The 23,379-nt window shown below is 50.0% G+C and carries 17 protein-coding genes; 2 read left to right on the top strand and 15 right to left on the bottom strand.

The window, feature by feature from the left end:
• From DWZ45_RS02470 to DWZ45_RS02435, 8 genes are all read right to left on the bottom strand, one after another.
• Window positions 1-4,698 (bottom strand): acyl-CoA dehydratase activase, encoded by a 4,698-nt coding sequence (locus tag DWZ45_RS02470; protein ID WP_118467436.1) that lies wholly within the window; start codon window positions 4,696-4,698, stop codon window positions 1-3.
• A gap of 394 nt (window positions 4,699-5,092) precedes the next feature.
• A complete protein-coding gene (hflX, locus tag DWZ45_RS02465) occupies window positions 5,093-6,343 on the bottom strand; it encodes a GTPase HflX (protein ID WP_117795120.1) in 1,251 nt (416 codons plus the stop codon).
• A gap of 14 nt (window positions 6,344-6,357) precedes the next feature.
• Window positions 6,358-7,167, bottom strand: coding sequence for a tetratricopeptide repeat protein (locus DWZ45_RS02460; protein ID WP_118467434.1), 810 nt, complete (start codon window positions 7,165-7,167; stop codon window positions 6,358-6,360).
• 19 nt (window positions 7,168-7,186) lie between these two features.
• A complete protein-coding gene (locus DWZ45_RS02455; protein WP_118467774.1) occupies window positions 7,187-7,618 on the bottom strand; it encodes a dUTP diphosphatase in 432 nt (143 codons plus the stop codon).
• Window positions 7,619-7,919: 301 nt separating this feature from the next.
• Window positions 7,920-9,101 (bottom strand): sodium/glutamate symporter, encoded by a 1,182-nt coding sequence (gene gltS / locus DWZ45_RS02450; RefSeq protein WP_107001574.1) that lies wholly within the window; start codon window positions 9,099-9,101, stop codon window positions 7,920-7,922.
• A gap of 181 nt (window positions 9,102-9,282) precedes the next feature.
• On the bottom strand, window positions 9,283-9,891 hold the full coding sequence (scpB, locus tag DWZ45_RS02445; RefSeq protein WP_118467432.1) for an SMC-Scp complex subunit ScpB: 609 nt from the start codon (window positions 9,889-9,891) through the stop codon (window positions 9,283-9,285).
• Window positions 9,875-10,693, bottom strand: coding sequence for a segregation/condensation protein A (locus DWZ45_RS02440; protein ID WP_118467430.1), 819 nt, complete (start codon window positions 10,691-10,693; stop codon window positions 9,875-9,877). The genes scpB and DWZ45_RS02440 overlap by 17 nt, the downstream gene beginning before the upstream one ends.
• Before the next feature lie 160 nt (window positions 10,694-10,853).
• Window positions 10,854-11,795, bottom strand: coding sequence for a metallophosphoesterase (locus DWZ45_RS02435; protein WP_118467772.1), 942 nt, complete (start codon window positions 11,793-11,795; stop codon window positions 10,854-10,856).
• A 290-nt stretch (window positions 11,796-12,085) separates the two neighbouring features.
• On the opposite strand from DWZ45_RS02435, the gene DWZ45_RS02430 reads away from it, so the two are divergent.
• Window positions 12,086-12,895, top strand: a complete 810-nt coding sequence (locus DWZ45_RS02430) for a YihY/virulence factor BrkB family protein (protein ID WP_107001577.1) — start codon at window positions 12,086-12,088, stop codon at window positions 12,893-12,895.
• On the opposite strand, the gene DWZ45_RS02425 is transcribed toward DWZ45_RS02430, so the two are convergent.
• From DWZ45_RS02425 to DWZ45_RS02410, 4 genes are all read right to left on the bottom strand, one after another.
• Entirely contained in the window at window positions 12,873-13,250 is a 378-nt protein-coding gene (locus DWZ45_RS02425) for a hypothetical protein (protein WP_107001672.1), read from the bottom strand. The two genes, DWZ45_RS02430 and DWZ45_RS02425, sit on opposite strands and share 23 nt — an antisense overlap.
• A 24-nt stretch (window positions 13,251-13,274) precedes the next feature.
• Window positions 13,275-14,654, bottom strand: a complete 1,380-nt coding sequence (gene rlmD / locus DWZ45_RS02420; protein ID WP_022359752.1) for a 23S rRNA (uracil(1939)-C(5))-methyltransferase RlmD — start codon at window positions 14,652-14,654, stop codon at window positions 13,275-13,277.
• A gap of 261 nt (window positions 14,655-14,915) precedes the next feature.
• The gene (locus DWZ45_RS02415) at window positions 14,916-15,209 is read right to left on the bottom strand and encodes a hypothetical protein (RefSeq protein ID WP_022359751.1); all 294 of its coding nucleotides are present in this window, start codon (window positions 15,207-15,209) and stop codon (window positions 14,916-14,918) included.
• A 161-nt stretch (window positions 15,210-15,370) separates the two neighbouring features.
• Window positions 15,371-17,809, bottom strand: coding sequence for a UvrD-helicase domain-containing protein (locus DWZ45_RS02410; RefSeq protein ID WP_118467428.1), 2,439 nt, complete (start codon window positions 17,807-17,809; stop codon window positions 15,371-15,373).
• A 245-nt stretch (window positions 17,810-18,054) separates the two neighbouring features.
• Here DWZ45_RS02410 and DWZ45_RS02405 point away from each other — a divergent pair, with 245 nt between their 5' ends.
• Window positions 18,055-18,669 carry a DUF1836 domain-containing protein gene (locus tag DWZ45_RS02405; RefSeq protein WP_118467426.1) on the top strand — a complete coding sequence of 205 codons (615 nt, stop codon included), beginning with the start codon at window positions 18,055-18,057 and terminating at the stop codon, window positions 18,667-18,669.
• 280 nt (window positions 18,670-18,949) lie between these two features.
• On the opposite strand, the gene DWZ45_RS02400 is transcribed toward DWZ45_RS02405, so the two are convergent.
• The 3 genes from DWZ45_RS02400 to DWZ45_RS02390 all read right to left on the bottom strand — a co-directional run bounded on the left by DWZ45_RS02400 (window position 18,950) and on the right by DWZ45_RS02390 (window position 23,379).
• The gene (locus DWZ45_RS02400) at window positions 18,950-19,264 is read right to left on the bottom strand and encodes a YerC/YecD family TrpR-related protein (RefSeq protein ID WP_022359748.1); all 315 of its coding nucleotides are present in this window, start codon (window positions 19,262-19,264) and stop codon (window positions 18,950-18,952) included.
• 168 nt (window positions 19,265-19,432) lie between these two features.
• Window positions 19,433-20,257, bottom strand: coding sequence for a Cof-type HAD-IIB family hydrolase (locus DWZ45_RS02395; protein ID WP_118467424.1), 825 nt, complete (start codon window positions 20,255-20,257; stop codon window positions 19,433-19,435).
• 173 nt (window positions 20,258-20,430) lie between these two features.
• Window positions 20,431-23,379: a PAS domain-containing hybrid sensor histidine kinase/response regulator gene (locus DWZ45_RS02390; protein WP_107001581.1), complete on the bottom strand. Its 2,949-nt coding sequence runs from the start codon at window positions 23,377-23,379 to the stop codon at window positions 20,431-20,433.

Below are 23,379 nucleotides of genomic sequence, written 5' to 3'. Positions count from 1 at the left end.
TCAGGAAACTTTCTGCTTTTTATTATCGGCGTTTTTCTGTTTTCTATTCATAGTCTCCACGGGGCTTCTCTGCCCCACGTCCGGCAGGGCAACCGTGTCCACGCTTCTTTCTTTCACATTCATAATCAGCATCTGCAGGCGGTTTTCCAGATTGGCAAAGCTCACATCCGGATCGTAGTCAAGCGGCAGGATCTGGGCGTCCGGGTACATTTCCCGCATTTTTTTTACGATGCCGCGTCCTACCACATGGTTTGGCAGACAGCCAAATGGCTGTAAAATCACAAATGCCCGGCAGCCATGCGCCGCATGGTGCAGGATCTCGCCCGGAATCAGCACGCCCTCGCCCGCATCAAAGGTGTGCGGGATGATCGGGTCACTTTCCTTTACCAGTTCCGGCAGGCGGCAGACAGGCGTATAGAGCGGATGCTGTTTCGCTATCCGATCCGCTGCCGCGTGCGCAGCGTCAAATACCCGGTTCGCCACATGGTACCAGTTTTTCTTGACAAACGGCTTTTTCAGATGATACGTCCGAATCTGCTCATCCTGGCAGAAATACGTTTTCCGGATAACATCCGTCATCCGCGCCTCGATAATCTCAAATCCATTTTTCTCCAGGTAGCGCTCAATCTCATGATTCGCGCCCGGATGGAAATTGAGGAGATACTCGCCGATGATCAGGACGCGCGGGCGCGGCTGGCTCCGGTCATATTCGATCGCATTCATCCGCTGGATCGCCTTTTTAAAGCCTCGCAGAGCGCCTGAAAGCCCATGCTGCTCCAGACCATCCACGACGAAATCCATCGCCTCGTCAAATGCCTGATCGCTGCTTCCGGAAACCTTCTCATACGGGCGGATCTTGCGAAGCAGCTCTTCCAGAATATCGATCATCGGAAGCGATCCCGCCAGACGGATCGCCGACATAAGGTTCATCCGGAAGCCCGGATGCAGATCATGATAATCGACATCATCGTTCGTCAGAATCGCCACCTCCGGGTAGCCGGCGTCGTCAAGCGCCTTGCGAAGCAGCGCACTGTAATGGGTCAGGCGGCAGTCACCGATGTATTTTCCCATACCGATCGCCGTCTCAGATGGCACATACTGACCACTCCGAAGTGCTGCCAGCGCCTCGCCGATGACAATCTGCGCCGGGAAACAGATATCGTTGTGGACATACTGCTTTCCGAGGCGGATCGCCTCTTCCCTGCCGACCGCCAGCGGAACTGCCCGGATTCCCTGTGTCTTCAACGCCGCCGACATAATCCGGCAGAACGCGTGAGAGGTGTTCGGGACCAGAACCGTGCGCTTCTTGCGGTCTTCCACCTCAAATTTAACCGGATATGGATCCGAAAGTTCGTGAACCTGCCAGGATTTTTGAATGTCTGGTCCCAGCGCAGCCGTCCCGCATTCATTTCCGCCGCCCGCATTCTCCTGTCGGCTTGTTCCAGGCTGGTTTTGCAGCCTCTCCGCCATCTCCCGCTTCTTCCGCCGCATGTTGATCGTCTCCAGGAAGGAACGCACCCGGATCCGCAGCGGTCCCTGTACCTCGCTCTCGTCAAGTTTCAGGATCAGCGGTGATTTTCCGGAGATTTCCCGCATCATACGCTGGATCTCATCCGACAAATATGCGTCATGCCCGCATCCAAAGCTTACAAACTGGACATATTCCAGATTCTGGCTCTGTGCCGCCAGAACCGCGGACGCCAGCATCCGCGCGTGGTAATTGTTTACGACATCCAGACGGCTGTGGCTTAAATCCACATTTTCAATGCCCGGAACAGAATCTGCCGTCAGAACCGGAACGCCGAACTCGGTCAAAAGCTCCGGCAGGCTGTGGTTGACAAGCGCATCATTCTGATACGGTCTTGACGCCAGCACCACCGCATAGCGCCCCTCTTTTTCCACCTCTTCCAGAACCTTCGCTCCCGCCTCTTTCAGGCGGCTCCCAAACTGCCGCATCGCATCATTTCCTGCAAGAACCGCCTTTTTCGTTTCCGACGGCTGGATGGAAAATGTCTGTTCCATATATGTAATAAGCTGACGTTCTTTATCTTCCTCCCTGTACCAGTAAAATAACGGTGCATCAAACGGAATGCCCCACTGTTTCTCCGGAGAATCCGAGTTGCGGATCACAAGCGGATATCCCTTCACGACTGCACACATGGACTCGCTCGTTGATTCCGTATTTTCCGATCCGATCGCCGCAATCGACGGCATAAAAATACGATCCACTTTCTTCTTTACCAGATCGCGGATATGCCCGTGCACCAGTTTTGCCGGAAAGCAGACGGTATCTGAAGTTACCGCGCTTAAGCCTTCCTCAAACATCTTGTGCGTGCTCGGGGATGAAATCTGAATCTCAAAGCCCAGCGAACGCCAGAACGTCGTCCAGAACGGCATCGTATCCCAGAAAGCAAGGACGCGCGGCAGACCGATGGTTATATTTCGCCGCACAGTATCAGACACAGCATTCGGCACAAGACCAGTCTTAGCGGCTGCCCGCTCTGAATGACTTTTTGCAGACGATGCATCCCCTTCTTCCGCTTGATCCAGATAATCTGCAAACAGGAGTTCTTCCCGCAATTTATAGAGATTTGGCACTTTATTCCGGGTTTCTGACGCTATTTTCAGTCGCTCGCGCACCTTCACATCCTTCGGATCGCCAAGAATCTCGCCCCGCTCACAACGGTTGTTCGTGATCCATGAGGTTCCATTCGAAAACCGCACCACCGCACGCTGACAATGGTTCATACAGAACGGACACGGCACATTCGCCTCCTGCTGCCAGGTCAGGGACTCCATTTGATCCAAACTGGTAAAATGCGGCTGTTTCCGGCTCTGTGCTTCTTCCTTCGCTAAAAGCGCCGCACCGATCGCCCCCATAATGCCCGGATACGGCGCCCGGATCACCGGGCGGCCGACATACTGTTCCAGCGCACAGAGAACCGCATCATTTTCAAACGTTCCGCCCTGTACGACAATCCTCTTTCCCAGAGAATCCAGGTTCGACACACGGATAACCTTTGTAAATACATTTTCAATGATCGAACGGCACAGCCCCGCCATGATGTCCTCCGGCAGCTTTCCATTTCTCTGCTCCGTCACGATACTGCTCGTCATAAAGACGGTACAGCGGCTTCCGAGCGCAGCCGGATGCTGCGAAGAAAATGCCTTTTCAGCAATCTCCCGCGCCGGAATATGCAGGGAGGATGCAAAATTTTCCAAAAAAGACCCACAGCCGGATGAGCAGGCTTCATTCACGACAATATTTGTGATAACGCCATTGTCCAGCCAGATTGCCTTCATATCCTGACCACCGATGTCCAGAAGAAACGTCGCATCCGGCGTGTATTTTGCCGCCGCACGTGCATGTGCCACCGTCTCAACCGCGTGTGTCTCGGCCGAAAATGCACGTGAAAACAGCATTTCTCCATAACCGGTCGTCCCGGCTGCCAAAATCTCCAGCCGCACGCCGTGGGACGCATACTTTTCCCGCATCGCAATCAATGCTTTCTTTGCCACCGTCAGCGGATCGCCTTGATTCGGCGCATAAAAGGAATCCAGAAGTTCCTCATTCTCATCTAACAGGACAAATTTTGTCGTCGTACTGCCCGAATCAATACCCAGATATGCCCGCAGCGTACTGCCCGACTGCGGATATACCGTTTTTCGTTCCAGGCGTCTGTGTCTCTCCTGAAATTCTGCCTGCGCCGCTTGATCGGCAAAAAATGGACGAGAACGGAACGAGCCTTCCGCCGTCTCATCGCCATTTCCGGCTTCACTTTGTTTCTTTGCTTCCTCGCGCGCCGCACGCACCCTCTCGATCCGATCTAGCAGTTCGTCTGCCGTGGCGAGCGCCTCTTCCTCCGAAAAGAGCTTCACCGCCGCACGCGCCGCACCGCAGGCAATCAGGAGTTCCGGTCGGTCCGGACTTATAATTTCCTCCGGCCGAAGGTCCAGACGTTCAGCAAACACGCGCACCAGCGTCCGGTTAAAGGTCAGCGGACCGCCCTCAAAGACGACCGGCTTCTCGATCGAAAGTCCCTGTGCCAGACCACCGATCGTCTGTTTGGCAATCGCATGGAAGGAGGAAAGCGCCAAATCTGATTTTTTAACCCCCTGATTTAAAAGAGGCTGGATGTCGGTCTTGGCGTACACGCCGCACCGTCCGGATATATCATATACGGTTGTTCCCTGTGCCGCCAGCGCGTCAAATTCCTCAACCGGTGTCTTAAGAAGAGAAGCAATCTCATCCACAAACGCACCTGTACCGCCAGCACAGCTTCCGTTCATCCGCATATCTGCGACCTGCAGCTCGCCCGTCCGTTTATCCCTCTGGAAAAAGATAATCTTCGCATCCTGTCCACCCAGCTCGATCGCCGTTCCGATTTCCCCGTACATGGCTTTCAAGGCGATCGAGTTCGCCACTACCTCCTGTACATAAGGGATCCCCAGCTCTTCCGAGAGGTGCTTTGCGCCCGAACCGGTCATCGCCGTCAGAAATGACCGCCCCGCAAGCGTCTCTTTCACCAATTTTACAGCTCTCGACACACTCTGAAGCTGATCCGAGTGATGGCGTGTATAGTCCGAAAACAGGACTTTCCCCGTTGCCGCCTCCATCACTGCCACCTTCGTCGTCGTTGAGCCAACGTCAATTCCGACGAGAATCTGTTCCTGTCCGTTTTGTCCCTTCTGTTCCATTCTGTATCTTCTAACTCCTTTATCCCAGATGTCTGCAAACTTGTGCGGTCATTCTATCCGACACAAGCAGCCTGCGCCCTGTCATCTCTTTTCTCTTCATCTTAACAACTTCTTAGCATCCGCCAAAACATGAAGAAGAGGCATACGGTTTTTCCCCGCACACCTCTTTACCGTATGGATCTGTACGCATCTGCCTTCCAGCATTCTGTACAGCCATAAATATGCTACATTCTAACAAATTTAAAATAAAAAGTCAATTCCCGGGAATTTCAAAGGTGCCGTAAGAAAACGTGGTGGCAGCAGGAATTTGCCGTATTGAAATGCGAAGCCACGGCAAATTCCGTTACTGGGCACGTATACGTGAACCGTAACACGGTAACCTATCATCTGCCTGTTAGCGCATCAGCCCTGCGTAGAGCTCCGTCGGCACATACGCCTCCACGTAAATGCCATCCTCCCGGTACTCTTCTTTTAAAAGCTGACCGTATTTGCGGATCGTCTGGATGCGTCCAGCCTCCTGGTAGGAAAATACCTTTTCCAGATAAATCTTTCGGTTTCGCAGAATCATTTCCAGAATATCCTTCAGCTCGTCCAGCCCCGCGCCCGTCTTCGCGGAAATCTGCACCTGATAATCAGAATGCAGATCTTTCAGCGTCTCCGGCTGTTCCACCTGATCCATCTTGTTAAAGACTGTTACCACCGTCTTATCGCCGATCTTCAGCTGACGCAATGTATCATATACGACATACATCTGCGTGTCCATCTGCGGATTCGACGCATCGACCACATGGAGGACAATATCGCTATAACGTGCCTCCTCCAGCGTACTCTTGAACGCCTCGATCAGATGGTGCGGCAGTTTGCGGATGAATCCGACCGTATCTGTCAGCAGGATCTCCTGTCCGCTCGCCAGCTTTAATCCACGCGTCGTCGGATCCAGCGTCGCAAACAGTTTATCCTGTGCCAGGATTCCTGCACCCGTCAGAGTGTTTAAAAGCGTTGACTTACCGGCATTCGTGTAGCCGACGATCGCCGCCGACAGCGTATATTTCCGGTCGCGCTGTTTTCTCGTCACCTCGCGGTGGCGTTTGACATCTTCCAGTTCCGACTTTAGCTGCCCGATCCGCTCATGAATCAGACGGCGGTCCATCTCCAGCTTCTTTTCACCCGGTCCTCTCGTACCGATACCGCCGCCCAGACGGGACAGGGAACTGCGCAGTCCGACCAGGCGCGCTGCGCGGTAACGCAGCTGTGCCAGCTCAACCTGGATTTTTCCCTCGCTCGTCGTCGCATGCGCCGCGAAAATATCGAGAATGACCATCGTCCGGTCCATTACCTTCGTATCCAGCGCCGATTCCAGATTGCGAAGCTGTGCCGGGGACAGTTCATCGTCGCAGATCACACCGGTTGCGCCCATTTCCCAGACCATCTCCCGCAGTTCCCCGATCTTTCCACTGCCCAGATAGGTGCCTGGATGAATCTTCTCCCGGTTCTGCACCAGACGTCCGATCGCCGTCGCCCCGGCGGTATCCGCCAATTCCTCCAGCTCATCCAAGGACGCCTCCGTATCATCTTCATCTGAAGTGCTGACCGCCACCAGAATGACGCGCTCCTCCAATTCTTTCATATCGAACAATTCTGCCATATTACCTCCAATATTTACCGGCTTTCCAGAAAACGGATTTCCTTCTGTACCTCCGGTGTGTCCGCACCGGCTGCCTGGCACTCCTTAAACTGTTCCAGCGCCTTCGCAAAATCGCCCTCTTTCTCATAGAGAACCGCAATATTCTGCCGGATTACCAGCGCCGTCTCACTGTCCGCCAGCGAAAGCGCCTCCTCATAATGGGACATCGCGCTCTCATAATCGCCAGCCTCCATTTCACTGATCGCAAGCTGATTATAAATCTCCGGTCCCGACACGCCGCGCTCGATCGCCTGATTGCAGTACTGGGCTGCGAGTTCACTATCCCCGGCATCCCGCGCCGCCGACGCAAGCGCCGTAAACGCCAGACTCACCCCCGGAGCCGCGGCGCTGCTCTTTTTGCTGTTCTTCGCCTTTTCCTCCGCTGCCGCAAAATCCTTTTCGGCATCCTCCGCCTGTCCGGCTGCTGCCTCCGAAGCCGCTTTATAATAGAGGTATTCCGCTTTTCCTCCATCCACCTCCGCCAGAATTCCATAGGTCTGCGCTGCCGCCTTATAATCCGCCAGTTTGTATTCTGCCTCGCCGCGGTATTTTAAAACATCCAGCTCAAAAGAATTGACGATCCCATCGCTCTCATCCAGCGCTTTTCCAAACGAATCGATCGCATCCTGATAATTACCTGCATTTAACTGCTCGATTCCGGTCATACGCGCCTCTTTCGCTTCCTTCGATTCACCGCCGCAGCCGGAAAGGATGCCCAGTGAAAGCACCGCTGCCGCCAGAAAAAGACTTACTTTTTCTCGTTTTAACCTCTTTATCTGCTTCATTTTTTACCAAACCTTTTTATTAATTCTTTCCCGTACTTCCGATCCCGCCGCGATCTTTATTGTCAAGCTTCTCCGTCTCCTCAAATATGATCTTCGGCTGATGCTCCATGATGCGGAACTGGCATATGCGGTCATTGACATGGATCACTGTATCACGCAGCGCATATGCCGGAAAATGCCACTGATCATTGTCCCCGCAGTAGCTCTCATCGATCACACCCATATGATTGGTCTGGATGATGCCGAAATTTTTAAAGGTACTGCTGCGCGGAACTACATGCGCCTCATAGCCCTTCGGCAGCTCCATCGCCACGCCAAGCGGAATCAGGGCAAAATCACCCTTTTTCAGCACCACCTCACGCGCCGCACGCAGGTCGATCCAGTCAGATTTGCCGTCAATGTAGGCGAGGCGGTCAATGGCGTCTGTGAAATATTTGATCTTTATGTTCATGCTGTTCATATCTGTATGAAATCCTTTCTTATGTCACATTTTATCTGGTAATGGCTGCCTTGCAAGTTTGTTTTTCACAAAGCACCTCCCCGAAAAATATTTTTCAACTTTCCAGTTTCTCTATAATACCACACGCGCGCGTTTTCCGAAAGTATTAATTCGTGCAGGCACGGACTTTCGCTCGTTGCACGCGAAAAATCCCGGCGGCCTGGAAATCCAGAACCGCCGGGAAGGAAATAGGTTGGAGCTACTTCAATATCAAAATATTTTAAATGGATACTTTGCTGAACCAGCCATCAAATTATAAGAGGTTCATGAAAGTAGTCAGTACCATGGAGTTAAAGAAGTCTACGAATAAGCTTCCTACTAACGGTACGATGAAGAATGCACGCGGAGCCGGACCATAGCGCTCTACCAGTGCTCTCATGTTTGCCATTGCGTTCGGGGTTGCGCCCATACCGAAACCACAGAATGCGGTGGTCATAGCAGCTGCCTCGTAATCACGGCCCATGATGTTGAATACAAGGAAGTTTGCATACAGGAACATAACAACCGTCTGAACTAACAGGATAACAATCATCGGAAGCGCCAGAGCTGCTAACTGCCACAGCTTCAGGCTCATCATTGCCATCGCTAAGAACAGGTTCAAGGACAGACCGCCCAGTGCGTCAACTTCTTCCATCGGAAGATCTTTGTGCTGTACATCCCAGATGTTACGGATAGCGGCTGCTGCCAGCATCGCACCGATGTAAGTCGGGAATGTAAGACCAATGCTCTTAAAGAACGCGAAAATGAAGGTACCAACACCGATTGCAACTGCAAGGAATACAGCCGCGGTGGTGAATTTCTGACCGTCGATCGGCGATGCTACTTCGTCAACTGCATTGCCTTCCTCGGCTGCGGTTGATTTCAGATGGTGTTTCTCAACACGGGCACGGGCGATAGGACCACCCATCATACTGCCGGATACCAGACCATATGTAGCGGATGCCAAGGCAACTGTAGTTGCGCCTACAACTGCGTATTCCTGCTCCAGAAGCGGTCCGAAGGAACCACTCGTTCCGTGACCTCCAACTAACGGCATAGAACCCATACATAAGCCGAGAAGCGGATTCAGACCAAACGCTGCTGCCAGACCGCTGCCGACTGCATCCTGCACGATACAGATACCAACTGCCAGCGCCAGGAACATAAATACCTGAACGCCGCCCTTCTTTAACAGACGGAAGCAGGCGGTAAAACCGACGCTGCAGAAGAAGATCGTCATAAATACGCTCTGTAAGGTTGTATCAAAGGAAAGCTCCAGAACTCCTGTTGCATACAACGCCAGATGAGCGAATGCAAATACGACACCGCCCGCAACCGGAGCCGGTATACAATACTTGCTCAGGAAGGGCAGCTTTTGTACAAGCAATCTTCCCAGACAGTAGACCAGTGCGCCAAGAGCACACGCCTGATACATATCAAGCTCAAGTGTCAACATAAACAATTCCCCCTTTTGTTTTGCTGGCTTCTTTCATTTATGTAGCGATTTGAAAGAGCTGCTTGTTTGTTTGTGTTGACCTCATTTTCCACGTTGGCTACAAAAAGTTACAAGAAAATACAGAAATATGATGTTAAGAATCTGTTAATGTCAGAATTGAATGAATATTGTTAAGAAAGCGTTAATATTTCATTTCCTTCTCTGCCTCTTCCGGCAGTTTCCCCTCAAACTTCAGCTCTTCCTCCGCCTCCATGCGGAACTCGTCGATTCGTCCCGGTGCCGGTTCCGGCAGTTCTTTCGTCGATCCGACTCCAAACCGGCGCAAAAATTCCTCCGTCGTCGCAAACAATGCCGGACGTCCCGGCACATCCAAACGCCCTACCTCGTAAACGAGATTGTACTCAATCAGTTTATTGACCGCGTGATCCGATTTAACCCCGCGGATCTTTTCAATCTCAAGCTTCGTGATCGGCTGTTTATAAGCAATGATCGAGAGTGTCTCAAGCACAACATCCGTTAAAATCTGCTTCTTCGGCGTTGCTGCCACCCGGATCAGATTCTCATAATATTCCGCGCGGGTCGCCATCTGCCAGCTGTCCTCCAGCTGCGTGATCTGCATGCCCCGCTTTTCTGCCTCATAACGGCTCTGTAATCGTCTGACCGCCGCTTCCGCGCGCTCTGTATCCGTCCCGAGCGCCGCCGCAAGCTGGCGCAGCTCAACCGATTTTCCCATTGTAAAGAGAACCGATTCCACGATGGCTTCCTCGCGTTTTTCATCTAATTCTGGCATACTCTTCTCCTTCCTCCGTCGAAAGTTCCAGCTCTGCCTCGTCTTCCGTTTCATCCACATCCACCGTATCGAGCTGCATCTCATCAAACAATTTTTCCTGCACCAGATGAATCCGTCCCATCTTCATCAGCTCCAGCACTGCCAGAAACGCCACGACTATCTCCAGGCGATCGGATTCCCTCTCCAGCACATCGCTGAATTTAAAATGACGGTGTTCCCGCGCATAAGAAAGCACCGACCTTACCTTCTGCTCCAGGCTGATCGGTTCCCTGCGGATCGTACTGAACCGGCTTCGCACCGGGTCAAGCTTATTGGCATTCCGCTTCATGACCGCGTCAAACACTTTCTGCAGCTTTGCCAGCGTCAGACCATCCAGAAGCTTGTCCAGATTCAGCGGTTCTTCATATTTCGCCACCTCCCGGGGAATCGTCGGTTCCTTAAAAAAGAGAAGCTCTGCCTCCTGCTCCCGCTCTTCCAGCTCCTGCGCCATATATTTATACATCTTATATTCCAACAGCCGGCGCACCAGCTCGGCGCGCGGATCTTCCTCGTCTTCTTCCTCTTCTTTTTCCACCTTCGGAAGGAGCATCCGCGATTTGATGTCCAGAAGCGTCGCCGCCATCACCAGAAAATCGCTGACCACATCCAGATCCTCATGATCCATCTGATTAACATATTCCAGATACTGCTCCGTAATCAGGACGATCGGAATATCGTAGATACTTACTTTATTTTTTTCAATCAGATGAAGCAACAGGTCCAACGGTCCTTCAAAATTATCTAATTTATAGGAAATTTCCATTCTTTCCGAACTCCTTCTTTTAGCCAGCTTTTTCTACAATCATATACCAAATTCCGTATACATCCACCTGTGCCGAAGAGTTATTCCTGCTGCCACCACGTTTTCTTACGGCACTTTCGGTTCCAAAAGTGCCTACCCGTGTACAATAACCAGAATCTCTCTATTGTTTTCCCCGCAACGACACACAAACCAGCTCTGGCCGGTCATTCAGCCGCACATTGATCGAATGCGTCCCAAGCCCCCGGCTGACGATCATCGTCTTTCCGTCCGCATCAAACCGTCCGGCGCACCATGGCAGGAAAAACTGGTACTGCGGCGTCATCACGCCTCCCAGCCCCGGGATCCGGATGGTTCCGCCGTGGAAATGTCCGCAAAGCGTCAGATCCGCGCCCCATTTCCGGCAGGTCTCAAAAAAGAGGGGAGAATGAAATAATAATATCTCATACATTTCATGTCCGGCTTCTCGCTCCTTTTCCGCCAAGTCAGGAAAAAACGATTCTTTCATCTGTTGAAAACACGTCTTCTCTGCCGCAGTTCCAACCCGCTCCGAAAGCTCTTCCATCGGCAGTTCCGGCACCGTGAAATGATGCTTATAATATATCTCCCGCAAATTGCACCCAGTCACCCGGATCCACGGATTGATCTCCTCGCTCCGATCCGACAAATAATGAACCCCCAGACGTTTTAATTCCATCTGGAACCGATCATACAAATCTCCGTACACATCCCGCTCCCGATTCATCCGCTCCTCATGATTTCCGTTCGCATAGTAAACCGGCACAAAGGAGGTCAATTTTTCCAGAAGCGATACCGTGACGGTTAAATCACCTTTTCCCTTACAGACCATCATATCGCCGCCGATCAGCACCGCATCCGGCTTGAATGTGCGGATCGCCGCCACCAGCGGCTCATTGTCCGTTCCATACACATTATCATGCAGATCCGACAAAAATACGCAACGGAACGCAGCGCCATCCGGCAGCTTCGGACTCTCTATCTCATACTGGTCTGTCACAAAATGTTTTTTTTCATATTCCGAGCGGAGCAAAAGCCCCACTGTCACGGCTGCCAGTGCCGCCGCACATGCTGTGATTGCGCTCATTTTGTTTCCTCCCATGTCCCATTTTCCAATTGGCTGCCGGCTGATTTTTGCTGCTGTCCGCATCACTGCCATCCTTATGCCCTGCAGACCCGAATCATTTCTATCCTGTTATCATACGGGAAACCGGTGTTTTCGTCAAGACAGGCAAATCCGTTGCTATTTTTTCGACCTCATGATAATATACTTTTAACAACACTGAAATGGCATTCACCTATCGTTAGCCATTTTTCAAAGGGAAATGAGCCAGTTACGGATATTTTCTTAATAACATAAATCAAGCGAGGTTTTTCATGCTTTCTTTTCTCCTGAACTGTAAACGGATTTACAACGATTTCATCAAAGACGAAGTCACGGTGTACGCCGCCCAGGCTTCTTTTTTTATCGTTCTCTCTGCCGCACCTTTTATCATGATTCTGCTGACGCTGATCCAGCTCATCCCCGCCGTCAGCCCGGAGGATCTGATGCACGTGATGACACAGCTTCTTCCCTCCAGCATCCACCCGCTGATTGAATCGGTAATCCAGGACATCCAGACTGTATCCCCGGCCGCCCTGCTCTCGGTTACCACCGTGGCAACCATCTGGTCGGCTGCCCGAGGCATGCTTGGGATCGAGCGCGGCTTAAACCGGATCATCGGCTGCCGCAAGCGCAGAAATTACCTTTTAGGACGTATCATCAACTCTGGCTATACCATTGTTTTTCTCCTGATGTGCATTTTCTCCCTGGTTCTGATGGTGTTCGGTTCCTCCCTGCAGCGCCTGCTATTCCGTTACTTTCCGATGCTGGACAGATTCGTTTCCTGCCTGATTAGTCTCCGGACGTTTCTTGCGCTGGCGCTGCTGACGCTCTTTTTCGTCGCGCTGTACACCTGGCTGCCCTATGAACGGCAGGATATCCGTCTCCAGCTTCCCGGTGCGCTGATTTCCACCGTCGGATGGATCGGATGTTCCTACGGATTTTCCATCTACTTCAACCATTTCAGTAATTATTCTTATATGTACGGCAGCTTGACCGCCGTCGTGATCCTGATGCTGTGGCTGTACGCCTGCATCTGCATCCTGTTTTTCGGTGCGGAAATCAACCAGCACTGGCGCAGATAATCCCCAGCCTCAGGAACACCGGATACAGATAGCTTGCCCCAAACACTCCCAGCTGCTTTGGTCCGGTCACGCAGCCAAGCTCCTGCGCTTTTTTATACGCCACCAGGATGCTTGCACGCGTGACCGACTTTTCTTTCCGGCTGACAAACATCTCGTTGCCCCGGATCGTGTACGAATATTCCAGCCCTTTCGCCGTGTAAAATATTGCCCCCTCAAATGCAAGAATCGCTTCCCACAGGGCATCCGGCGTCTGTTCGCGCAGTAAAGTCTCCCTCTTCCGGCGCTGCACAGCTGTCTCCTGTACCTGGCAATCTGCTGTATCTGGTTTTATTTCATTCTCTTTTGTTTCATCCATTTTTCCCACATCCATTTTGGGATCTTATTTCTTCCGCGTCAATGAAACCACCGTCTCACAATTGGCAGTATGCGGGAACATATCCACGCAGCACACCTTATCCACCTGATATCCTGCCGCCTGGATCGGTTCCAGATCCCTCGCAAGGCTGGTTGGTTTGCAGGACACATAAACCATGTGGCTGACGCCAAAATTCAAAATCTTTCCGATCGCCTTCGGATGGATTCCGTCACGCGGCGGATCCAGAACGATCAGATCCGGCTTTTCTTCCAGCTCGTCCACCACCTTGAGGACATCCCCCGCCAGAAATTCGCAGTTGCCAAGTCCGTTGCGCGCCGCATTCTCACGGGCTGCCTCGACTGCTTCCCCGACAATCTCCACGCCGACTACTTTCTCCGCCACCGGTGCGAGGATCTGCGCGATCGTACCGGTGCCGCTGTAAAGGTCAAATACGACTTTTCCCTTCGTCTCACCCACATACTCACGCGTTTTCTCGTACAGCACCTCCGCGCCCAATGAGTTCGTCTGGAAAAAAGAAAACGGCGAGATCTGGAACCGCAGCCCTAAAAGCTCTTCGTAAAAATGCTCGCGTCCGAACAGAATGTCCGTCCCCTCATCTTTTACGGCATCCGCCAATGTATCATTTTTGGTATGCAGAATGCCCGCAAAGCTTCCCTCCATAGGAAGTGCCTGAAGGCGCTCCGTCCATCCCCGTAAAAGTGCTTCCTCGGTTCCCTCAAAGGTATCCGTCTGTGTCGTCGTGATCAGATCAACCAGAATTTCCCCTGTCTTGATCGCACGGCGCACCAGAAGATGGCGCAAATAGCCGGTATGCTGCATTTTTTTATAAAATCCAACTTTCTTTTCCTCAAAATATTCTTTTGTACAGACAAGAATCTTGCAAAAATCCGGATGCACGATATGGCATTCGCCGGTTGTAACCACATCATAAAAACTGCCGCGCTTGTGCATTCCCAGCGACATAGGACCATCCTTGACCTCATCACCGAAGGAAAACTCCATCTTATTCCGGTAGCCCTGCACCAGCGGGCTGCCTAAGATGCCCTCAAACTCATATTCCGGACATACCGCATCCAGAAGGGAACGAACCTGTTTTTCCTTGATCGCAAGCTGTTCCTCATACGGAATCGGCTGATAAAGACATCCGCCGCAGATACCAAAATGCGGGCATACATCCTCTGCCGTCTCTAACTTTGAGTGCTCGACAACCTCCAAAAGCATACCCTCGCATCGACCGCCGCGCTTTTTATTGATACGGAACCGGATCTTCTGTCCCGGAAGCGCATTTTTGACGATCGCTTTCTCTCCATCTATCACAACTACGCCCTTATTTGGAAACTCAATCCGTTCTACAGTTCCTTCGTAAATCTCACCTTTTTTCATTGATAACTATATAGCTCCTTCTCTCAGTGGCTTTTACCGCACTATAATCACCAACTGCAAATGCTTCTTCAACTCACAGCTAATTTCCATCTGCGGTTCTAATTCATATCTTTATAGTATACAGGAATTTTTTTCTTTTTCCAAGATATAAAAAATACAAACTTATCTACAAACTTTCCTATGGCATAAAAAATACTGCGTGAAACCGATTTTCCGGTTCCGCGCAGTATTTATTCTGATTCATTGACTAAATTATCACAATCAGTCTTTCTTTTCTTTCTCGTCGCTCTCATCCTCGAAGAAATCGTCGTCGAAATCATCATCGAAGTCGTCCTCGAAATCTTCCAGATAATCTGGAGTAAAGAAACGATATACGCCGTATGCAATCGCTGCAACTGCTGCTACAATACCGATAATGGCTAAAATCCAGAGAATACAGTTTTTCTGTTTCTCCTCTTCTTCTTTTCTGTGAAGGAATTCATTCAGTTTGGTTGCATTCATGATCTCTTCTACTCTGGAGAGCGCATCTTTGCTCATCATATCAAATTTATTCATACACTCCACATCCTTTCCCGCGTTTTGATCCGCAATTCTTGATTTTATTATACCATCTCTCAGCCGATTTTACTATATTTTTTATTGGATCTGGCGAAAATGTTTTAATACGGCATTACTGTTTTCGCATACGTGTACCGTAACAATACGGCAAACACGGTCTAACATTTCACCAGTTTTGCAAATGAAGCAAACATTTTTTTCACGCCCACGCGGTCAAAATTAACCGTCACCTCAAAATCCTTGCCGCCGTCCGCGATCTTCTGCACCGTTCCCTCGCCAAATTTGAGGTGGCGGACTCGGTCGCCCTCGCCGTAGGAAAGATGGTCGACCTTCTGGACCGTAAATGCCTTGCCAAATGACGGTGCCGGGCTGGCTGGACGGCTGCTGGAACTATAAGCGCTCTTATATGGATCCAGCGTGCGGCTAGAACCAGCACTTCCGGAACCATTCACACCGCCCCAGCCGCTCATCCGGGCTGCGCCGCGCTCCCAGACGGCATCGTTCTCTGAAAGAGGGTGTTTTCCAGACATTCCGCCAATCCGCACCCGATCGCCGTCTCCCGCGCCAGATACACCAAAGCTGCCCGTTGTCCAGCCAGAAGTCCCCGAATCTTCAAATCCGCGTCTGCCCCGGCTCATACCGGCAGTCCGTTCAAAGACGGTCGGCTGCTCTTCCTCGTCCAGAAGCTGCGGCGGAATCTCCTCGATGAAGCGGCTGACCTTCGCAAACCGCGTTTCTCCATTGACCATGCGCTGTCTCGCCGCCGTCAGCGTCAGTTCTTTCTCCGCACGGGTGATTCCGACATAGCAGAGACGCCGTTCTTCTTCGATGGCGTCCTTATCATCCGAAAAGATGGACATGCTGCTCGGAAACAGCCCGTCCTCCATGCCGCTTAAATAGACATACGGAAATTCCAGACCTTTTGCGCCGTGCAAAGTCATCAGGACAATCCTGTTTTCGGATTCGTCCAGACTATCTACATCCGCTACCAGCGCAACCTCCTCCAAAAATCCGTCCAGCGTCGGTTCCTCCGCCGTGCTCATATAGCCGGTCGCCTTATTAACCAGCTCTTCCACGTTCTGCAGACGTGTTTCTCCCTCGATCTCGCCTTCCGCCTCCAGATCCTTCTTATATCCCGTCTCTTCCAGAATCGCCTCGATAAGTTCCGGGATCGAAAGGGCCGAAAGCCGCGACCGGAAGTTTTCGATCTGCTCCGTAAACTTCTCGATCTTATCCGCCGCCTTGCCGATCGTCGGCACGCCGCGCACGCGCAGCAGCGCATCATAAAAGCTCATGCCATTGGCAGACGCATAGATCGTCACTTTTCCGATCGAGGTCGCACCGATGCCGCGCTTCGGCACATTGATAACACGCTGAACCGCCAGATCATCACGCCCATTCGCAATCGTCTTTAAATAGCAGAGAATATCCTTGATTTCCTTGCGTTGATAGAAATTGACGCCACCGACCAGCCGGTACGGAATGCTGTAATAAATACATTTTTCCTCCAGAAGACGCGACTGTGCATTGGTACGGTACAGCACGGCAAAATCCGAATATTCCGCATTTTTCTCTTCTTTCTCACGCTCAATATCACGGATAATGGCGTCTGCCTCCTCGTATGCCGTGTCATACTGACGGAAGCGCACCTTCGGTCCCTCGTCATTCGCCGTCCACAGCGTCTTGTCCTTTCTGCCGCGGTTGTGGCGGATCACCTCATTTGCCGCGTTCAGGATGCTCTGGGTGGAACGGTAGTTCTGCTCCAGCTTGATAACACGTGCGCCCGGAAATGCTTTCTCAAAACTTAAAATATTTTCGATATTTGCGCCGCGGAATTTGTAGATCGACTGGTCATCATCACCTACCACACAGATATTTCTGTACTTCTTTGCCAGCAGATCGACCAGCTTAAACTGTACAAGGTTCGTGTCCTGGTACTCGTCCACCATGATATACCGGAATTTATCCTGATAATATTCCAGCACATCCGCGTTTGCCTCAAAAAGTTCTACCGTTTTCACCAGCAGATCGTCGAAATCCAGGGCATTATTCTTCTTGAGTTCTTTCTGGTATTCCCGGTAAATCTGAGCAATCTTTTTCTCCCGGAAGTCCGCTCCCGCCTGCTGCTCGAACTCATCCGCCGTGATCCGGTCATTTTTCGCCGCAGAAATCCGTGACAGCACCGCCCGCTCCTTAAACTGCTTCGGATCCGCCTGCATTTTCTTGAGCACCTGCTTCATCAGCGTTTTCTGGTCGTCGCCGTCATAGATAGTAAAATTCGTGTCATATCCCAGACGGTCGATAAACCGGCGCAGAATCCGAACGCAGCTCGAATGGAAAGTGCTGACCCAGATCGCCTCCGCGCCTTCCCCCACAATCTTATCCACACGCTCGCGCATCTCCGCCGCCGCTTTATTGGTAAATGTGATCGCCATGATATTCCACGGCGCCACCCGTTTTTCCTCGATTAAATACGCAATCCGGTGTGTCAGGACGCGCGTCTTTCCTGAACCGGCGCCTGCCAGAACCAGGAGTGGTCCCTCCGTGTGAAAAACCGCCTCCCGCTGCATCGGGTTAAGTGTGTCGTATTTGCTCATATATATTTCGTTCCCTTCTATCCTCTTATATAATCTATTTTTAATGACAAAAAGTATGTTCGAATACGCTCTAGTATAATCTATTTTCTCTTGGATGTCACGGAATTTTCATTGATTTTAAATTTCTCCTTGCTATCTGGTTTTCAAAACTATATAATATCACATAGAGAGTTCATGACAGCGGAAGCGCCAAAATCGCCTCCCTGTTTCGCAGCTTTCGAATTTCAACGCAGCGAGGTACATACATGAAATCGAACGAAGAACGCCTGCAGGATCTGCTGGCTTATGTTGATAGTCTGACCCGGGTGCATCCGTCGGAGATTCCCGGTATTGATTTATATATGGATCAGGTCACGACCTTCATGGACAGCCACCTGAACACTTCCAAATGGCTGAGCGAGGATAAGATCCTGACCAAAACCATGATCAATAACTATGCCAAAAATAACCTGCTGCCGCCGCCCGTCAAAAAACGCTACTCCAAGAATCATCTGCTGATGCTGATTCTGATTTATTATTTTAAAAATGTGATATCCTTTCGAGATATTGAGCAGCTCTTCTCGCCCATCAGCGAGCACCACTTTTCCCATGGTTCCAGCCCGGAATTAGAAGAGCTTTACAACGAAATCTTTTCGCTGGAAAAAGGGCAGCGCAAGCGCTTGCAGGAAGACGTCATGGCAAAATTTGACGCCGCCAGCCAGACATTCAAGGACTATGACTGTGAAGACCGCGAGTATTTACAGCTGTTCGCCTTTATCAGTGAGCTGGCGTTTGATGTCTATCTGAAAAAACAGATGATTGAAATCCTGGCGGAACAGCTCCGGCAGGAGACGCCGGTGAATCCGAAGAAGAAGAAATAGGCAGCACTTCCGCTGTACCGCCACACTCAAAAATAGGCTAAACAACAAAAATTTCAACCCATTGTACCATACACGATAAAAAAGACACTGGAATCACTTCCCCTTGTGGAAATTCTTTCAATGTCTTTTTTCTTTCATTTCTTTTTATCTTTCATTCAACCAGCTGCCGGCTCCTGGGACAATTCCACCCCAAGCCAAATTTGTCCATCTTTGGCAGGTTGGTTTGCTACACCTATGAAAGTACGCGCTTTATCTATCGTGCGTATATTCCTACTTCGTCTTACGCTTCCGTTTTCTCCGCCTCTTCCTGCTCTTTCACACGCGCAAATACCATATCATATCCGTCGCTTCCGTAATTTAAAGAACGGTTGACACGGCTGATCGTCGCTGTCGATGCGCCGGTCTTGTCCGCGATCTCCAGATATGTCTTCTTCTCGCGCAGCATCTTCGCTACTTCATATCTCTGGGAAAATGATAAAAGTTCATTAACTGTGCATACATCCTCGAAAAAGCTATAGCATTCGTCGGTATTTTTCAGTGTCAGAATCGCCTGGAACAGATGATCCACAGCTTCGGTTTTCAGTTTTTTATTCATAATGCAAGGCACCCCTTTTTAATATGTACTCCGAAAATATATTCATTTTTCCGTTTTTCTTATATTAACATATTAAAGTTTTAAAGTCTAGTATCTTGCCTATTTTTATGAATATTTTATTTTTCATCTGTTCACGCAATATACATTTATGCGAATCTGTCAAATCTTCTACAGCATAAACTTCTCCACCACATGAGCCACACCGTCGTCGTTGTTGGAATAGGTAATAAAGTCTGCAGCTTTCCGCACCGGAAGCACCGCATTCTCCATCGCTACGCCTAATCCGGCATACTGAATCATCGTGAGGTCGTTATAGCCGTCCCCACAGGCAATCATCTGCTCACGCGAAAGCCCGATGTGAGAAAGAAGGCGCTCTAACGACTGTGCTTTATCGATGCCCCTCGGAAGCACCTCCAGGAAAAACGGCTCCGAACGGTAAACGCTGAAATTCTTCCCCATCGCCGCCTTGACGCGCGGCTCGACCATCGCCAGGTAGTCTCCATCCTCCATCATCAGGTATTTCGGTACCGGATACGTGATCGCAGCTTCTATGTCGTCCACCTGTACTAACTCCATGCCGTTGATCCGCGCTTCCAACTTCGCATAGGGACTGTCACTCTGGTTCGTCAGAAGCTTTGCCCCCGCCTCATCGTAACTCAAAAGCCCCACCTGTTCCTCCTCGGCCAAGCGTATAATCTTCTGATTTGCCTCCTGCGGCAGGGAACGGCTGAATATGATCTCGCCGGTTTTGCAGTTCGTGATCCTGCCTCCATTAAACGACAGAATATAACTGCCGTATTTTGCCAGCTCCAGCTCTCTCGCAAGCGGCAGCACTCCCGGCGTCGGACGCCCGGACGCCAGTACAATCTTCTTTCCGCGCTCCTGAAGCTCCATCAGACGCTGCTTCGTCTTTGGCGTAATCACCTTATCTCTGTTTGTTAAGGTTCCGTCCAGATCCAGGACGATAATCTCATAACTATGTTTTTCGGTCATATTTACTCCACATTCAAATCATACGTACTATTGTACACGTATATACGATACTTAGAAAAGATGAATTTGTCAATTAGCAACATGCCACATTACTTAATGCAATCCCTTCTTAACTTCTCAAATGGTTAACTCATATACTTCCGTTACTTTTGCCATTGCTTCCTGTATCCCCTCTATGAAAGATTTTTTTGCAATGCATCAATTAATTCCTCTACAACAATTGGCTTGGATAGAAATCCATTCATACCGTATTCCAGCGCTTCCTTCCTGTCTTCATCAAAAGCATTGGCAGTCATGGCAAGAATAGTGATTCCCGCCTGTGCCGGATCATCCAGGGCACGAATCCGCTTTGTGGCCTCATACCCGTTCATGACAGGCATCTGCACATCCATCAACACAAGATCATAACCGCCCGGTTTCGATTTTTCTACCTTCTCCACTGCCTCTGCTCCATTTTCGGCAGTGTCAACCAGAAAGCCATATTCATTCAGGATCTCCACCGCAATTTCACGGTTCAGTTCATTGTCTTCCACAAGCAATATACATCTGCCCTTGAAATCTGAACCTGCTGCCGGGAGAATATTATCCTCTTGCTCAGCCTGCCTCTGACCGATAGCTGTCATCAAGGTCTCTCTGATATCTGACATAAACATAGGTTTCGAACAGAATGCTGTAACCCCTGCCGCTCTGGCCTCCACTTCGATATCTGACCAGTCATAAGCCGTCAGGATAATGATTGGCGTATGGTCACCCAGACTGCGGATCTGACGGGTAACTTCAATGCCATTCATATCCGGCAGACACCAGTCAATGATATACGCATGGAATGCATCCCCCAGTTCCATAGACTGCCGCGCCCGGAGAACAGCCTCCTTACCGGAAAGAGTCCATTCTGAACGCATTCCAACCTTGACAAGCATCTTTGTCACACTGTCACAGGTATTAAAATCGTCATCTACAACCAGTGCCTTAAGACCTTCCAGCTCTGCGATCTTCTCTACATGGTGATGCTCAGGCTGAATCCGGAATGGCAGGCGGACAATAAATTCAGTTCCCTTGCCATATTCTGTCTGAACCTCGATAGTTCCGCCCATCATATTCACAATGTTCTTGGTAATAGCCATGCCAAGTCCGGTACCCTGAGTCCTGGTGACCGTGGAAGTCCGCTCCCTCTCAAAAGGAGAAAAGAGCTTCTGTACAAATTCCTGGCTCATACCGATTCCGTTATCCTTTACCCGGATCTCGTACAGCGCACTGCCGCTTTGCGTCCCCGGACACTGTTTGAGCCGGACTGAAACGGTTCCACCAGCAGGTGTAAACTTAACCGCATTGGACAAAAGATTCAACAGTACCTGGTTCAGACGCGTCTTATCACAATAGATATCCTCATTAGTCACATCCATTGCATCCATATAAAGCTCCAGCTGCTTCGCATGGATCTGCCCACCAATGATCGTCTTCAGGTCATGAAGCACATCCGACAGGCTGACCTCTGTTTCTTCCAGATGGATTTTTCCACTCTCAATCCGGCTCATATCCAGTATATCGTTGATCAGTGAGAGCAGGTGGTTGCTGGATGAAAGAATCTTACCCAGATAATCCCGGACTCTTTCCTTATCATCAATATTACTTACAGCCAGTGTGGTAAAACCGATGATCGCATTCATGGGTGTCCGGATATCGTGAGACATATTGGAAAGAAACGTACTCTTGGCCCGGTTTGCTGTCTCCGCAGCACGGACTGCCTCAGAAAGTGCCTGATTCATTTTCCTGTCAGAGGTACGATCCGACATAACCAAGATATATTTTCTTTTTCCGTTTACCTCGCTGCACATTGCAACATTATGAAACCAGCGCTGCTCTCCTGATTTATAATGAACGTATTCAAACTCCCATTCTTTCTGTTCATGAACCCGGATTCTCTCCAGATAATTTTTATCCGGTTCTTTCGGATTTTCAGAATGCAATTTTCCCAAAACATGAATATCCTTACGGATCTCTTCTACCGTAATCCCCAACAATTTTTCCGCATTCGGGCTGACGTAATCTGCCTGATATGTTCTAGCATCCAGCATCAGAAAAACATCATCTACATTCATTGACAGCTTCTGAAACAATTCGTCTCTATACAGGATCTCCGTATCCTTTTTCCTGAGGTTTGTTCTGCCTTTTTGAACAATAAAACTGATAAGTAAAGCGGCAATACAGAGCACGACTCCTCCCACGAGAAGCATTGTATTAAACTGCAGGCTATTCATACTGGCATTCACGATATCCGCCGGGACAAGTCCCAGAAACATCCAATCCTTGATATCTGATTTTTCATAGACCAGATAATAGCTCCTTCCATCAAGCTTTACCAGCTTCGCATCGGTACGTCCTTCTTTAAACTTCTCCGAAAGCTCATTGATCTCTCTTTCAGACATATCAGAATGCTCTCTCAGAACACCGAAGAAATTATACACTCTCCCCCATGACCCAGAAGAATGCTCCACCACAACACGACCATCCGGATGAATCACATAGTTCTGGGCATTTCCGTCGAAAGCAGAGATATCCAGTACATTTACGATATCAGAATTCTCATAGGCAATGGCAATCGCATCATATTCAAATCCCTGATAACTTCCATAGGCCTTGGGAGTTGCAAAAACAAGCAGCTGGGCTTTTCCAGGAACTGCTGCATTTGTTATCACATCACTTCCCTGTCGGAGCTCCTCTTCCATATTTCCCTGTAATCCAAGATACCCTGTTTCACCTGTTACCTTCTTATAGTTTCCGTCAGCTGACAGAAAAAAGAATTCTAAAAAGCCGGCATCTTCCTGTGCTTTCTCTATATAATCACGAATTTCGTCTTCATTGGAGGTGTTCTGCAGATTCTCTCCCCACATATGAAGATAGGTCAGATTCTTGTCTGTCAGTTCCCGCAGCATATTATCAGACTGATGAAAAATCTCTGTCAGATGAGACACACTTTCCTCATATACCGTTTTCGACACAAATTTAAAATATCGGGAAACCGTCAATACGATTCCAAGAAAAACAGCTATAACGACAGCTGCCTTGAATTGTTTTCTATTGACAAGTTTCTTTTTGTCTGTATTATGATTCTTAATATCCAT

This window comes from Clostridium sp. AF32-7AC (genome assembly GCF_003477925.1).
Lineage (GTDB): Bacteria > Bacillota > Clostridia > Lachnospirales > Lachnospiraceae > Otoolea > Otoolea fessa.
Note: the sequence above shows the minus strand (reverse complement) of the source record. Positions and strands in the feature narration are given on the sequence as shown.

Bases quoted from the DNA above. Each gene is read 5' to 3' on its own strand.
- DWZ45_RS02470 (WP_118467436.1), bottom strand. From the start codon at position 4,698: ATGGAACAGAAGGGACAAAACGGACAGGAACAGATTCTCGTCGGAATT.
- DWZ45_RS02430 (WP_107001577.1), top strand. From the start codon at position 12,086: ATGCTTTCTTTTCTCCTGAACTGTAAACGGATTTACAACGATTTCATC.
- DWZ45_RS02400 (WP_022359748.1), bottom strand. From the start codon at position 19,264: ATGAATAAAAAACTGAAAACCGAAGCTGTGGATCATCTGTTCCAGGCG.
- DWZ45_RS02410 (WP_118467428.1), bottom strand. From the start codon at position 17,809: ATGAGCAAATACGACACACTTAACCCGATGCAGCGGGAGGCGGTTTTT.
- DWZ45_RS02395 (WP_118467424.1), bottom strand. From the start codon at position 20,257: ATGACCGAAAAACATAGTTATGAGATTATCGTCCTGGATCTGGACGGA.
- DWZ45_RS02415 (WP_022359751.1), bottom strand. From the start codon at position 15,209: ATGAATAAATTTGATATGATGAGCAAAGATGCGCTCTCCAGAGTAGAA.
- DWZ45_RS02440 (WP_118467430.1), bottom strand. From the start codon at position 10,693: ATGGAAATTTCCTATAAATTAGATAATTTTGAAGGACCGTTGGACCTG.
- DWZ45_RS02435 (WP_118467772.1), bottom strand. From the start codon at position 11,795: ATGAGCGCAATCACAGCATGTGCGGCGGCACTGGCAGCCGTGACAGTG.
- DWZ45_RS02390 (WP_107001581.1), bottom strand. From the start codon at position 23,379: ATGGATATTAAGAATCATAATACAGACAAAAAGAAACTTGTCAATAGA.
- DWZ45_RS02460 (WP_118467434.1), bottom strand. From the start codon at position 7,167: ATGAAGCAGATAAAGAGGTTAAAACGAGAAAAAGTAAGTCTTTTTCTG.
- DWZ45_RS02455 (WP_118467774.1), bottom strand. From the start codon at position 7,618: ATGAACATAAAGATCAAATATTTCACAGACGCCATTGACCGCCTCGCC.
- gltS (WP_107001574.1), bottom strand. From the start codon at position 9,101: ATGTTGACACTTGAGCTTGATATGTATCAGGCGTGTGCTCTTGGCGCA.
- DWZ45_RS02405 (WP_118467426.1), top strand. From the start codon at position 18,055: ATGAAATCGAACGAAGAACGCCTGCAGGATCTGCTGGCTTATGTTGAT.
- DWZ45_RS02425 (WP_107001672.1), bottom strand. From the start codon at position 13,250: ATGGATGAAACAAAAGAGAATGAAATAAAACCAGATACAGCAGATTGC.
- rlmD (WP_022359752.1), bottom strand. From the start codon at position 14,654: ATGAAAAAAGGTGAGATTTACGAAGGAACTGTAGAACGGATTGAGTTT.
- scpB (WP_118467432.1), bottom strand. From the start codon at position 9,891: ATGCCAGAATTAGATGAAAAACGCGAGGAAGCCATCGTGGAATCGGTT.
- hflX (WP_117795120.1), bottom strand. From the start codon at position 6,343: ATGGCAGAATTGTTCGATATGAAAGAATTGGAGGAGCGCGTCATTCTG.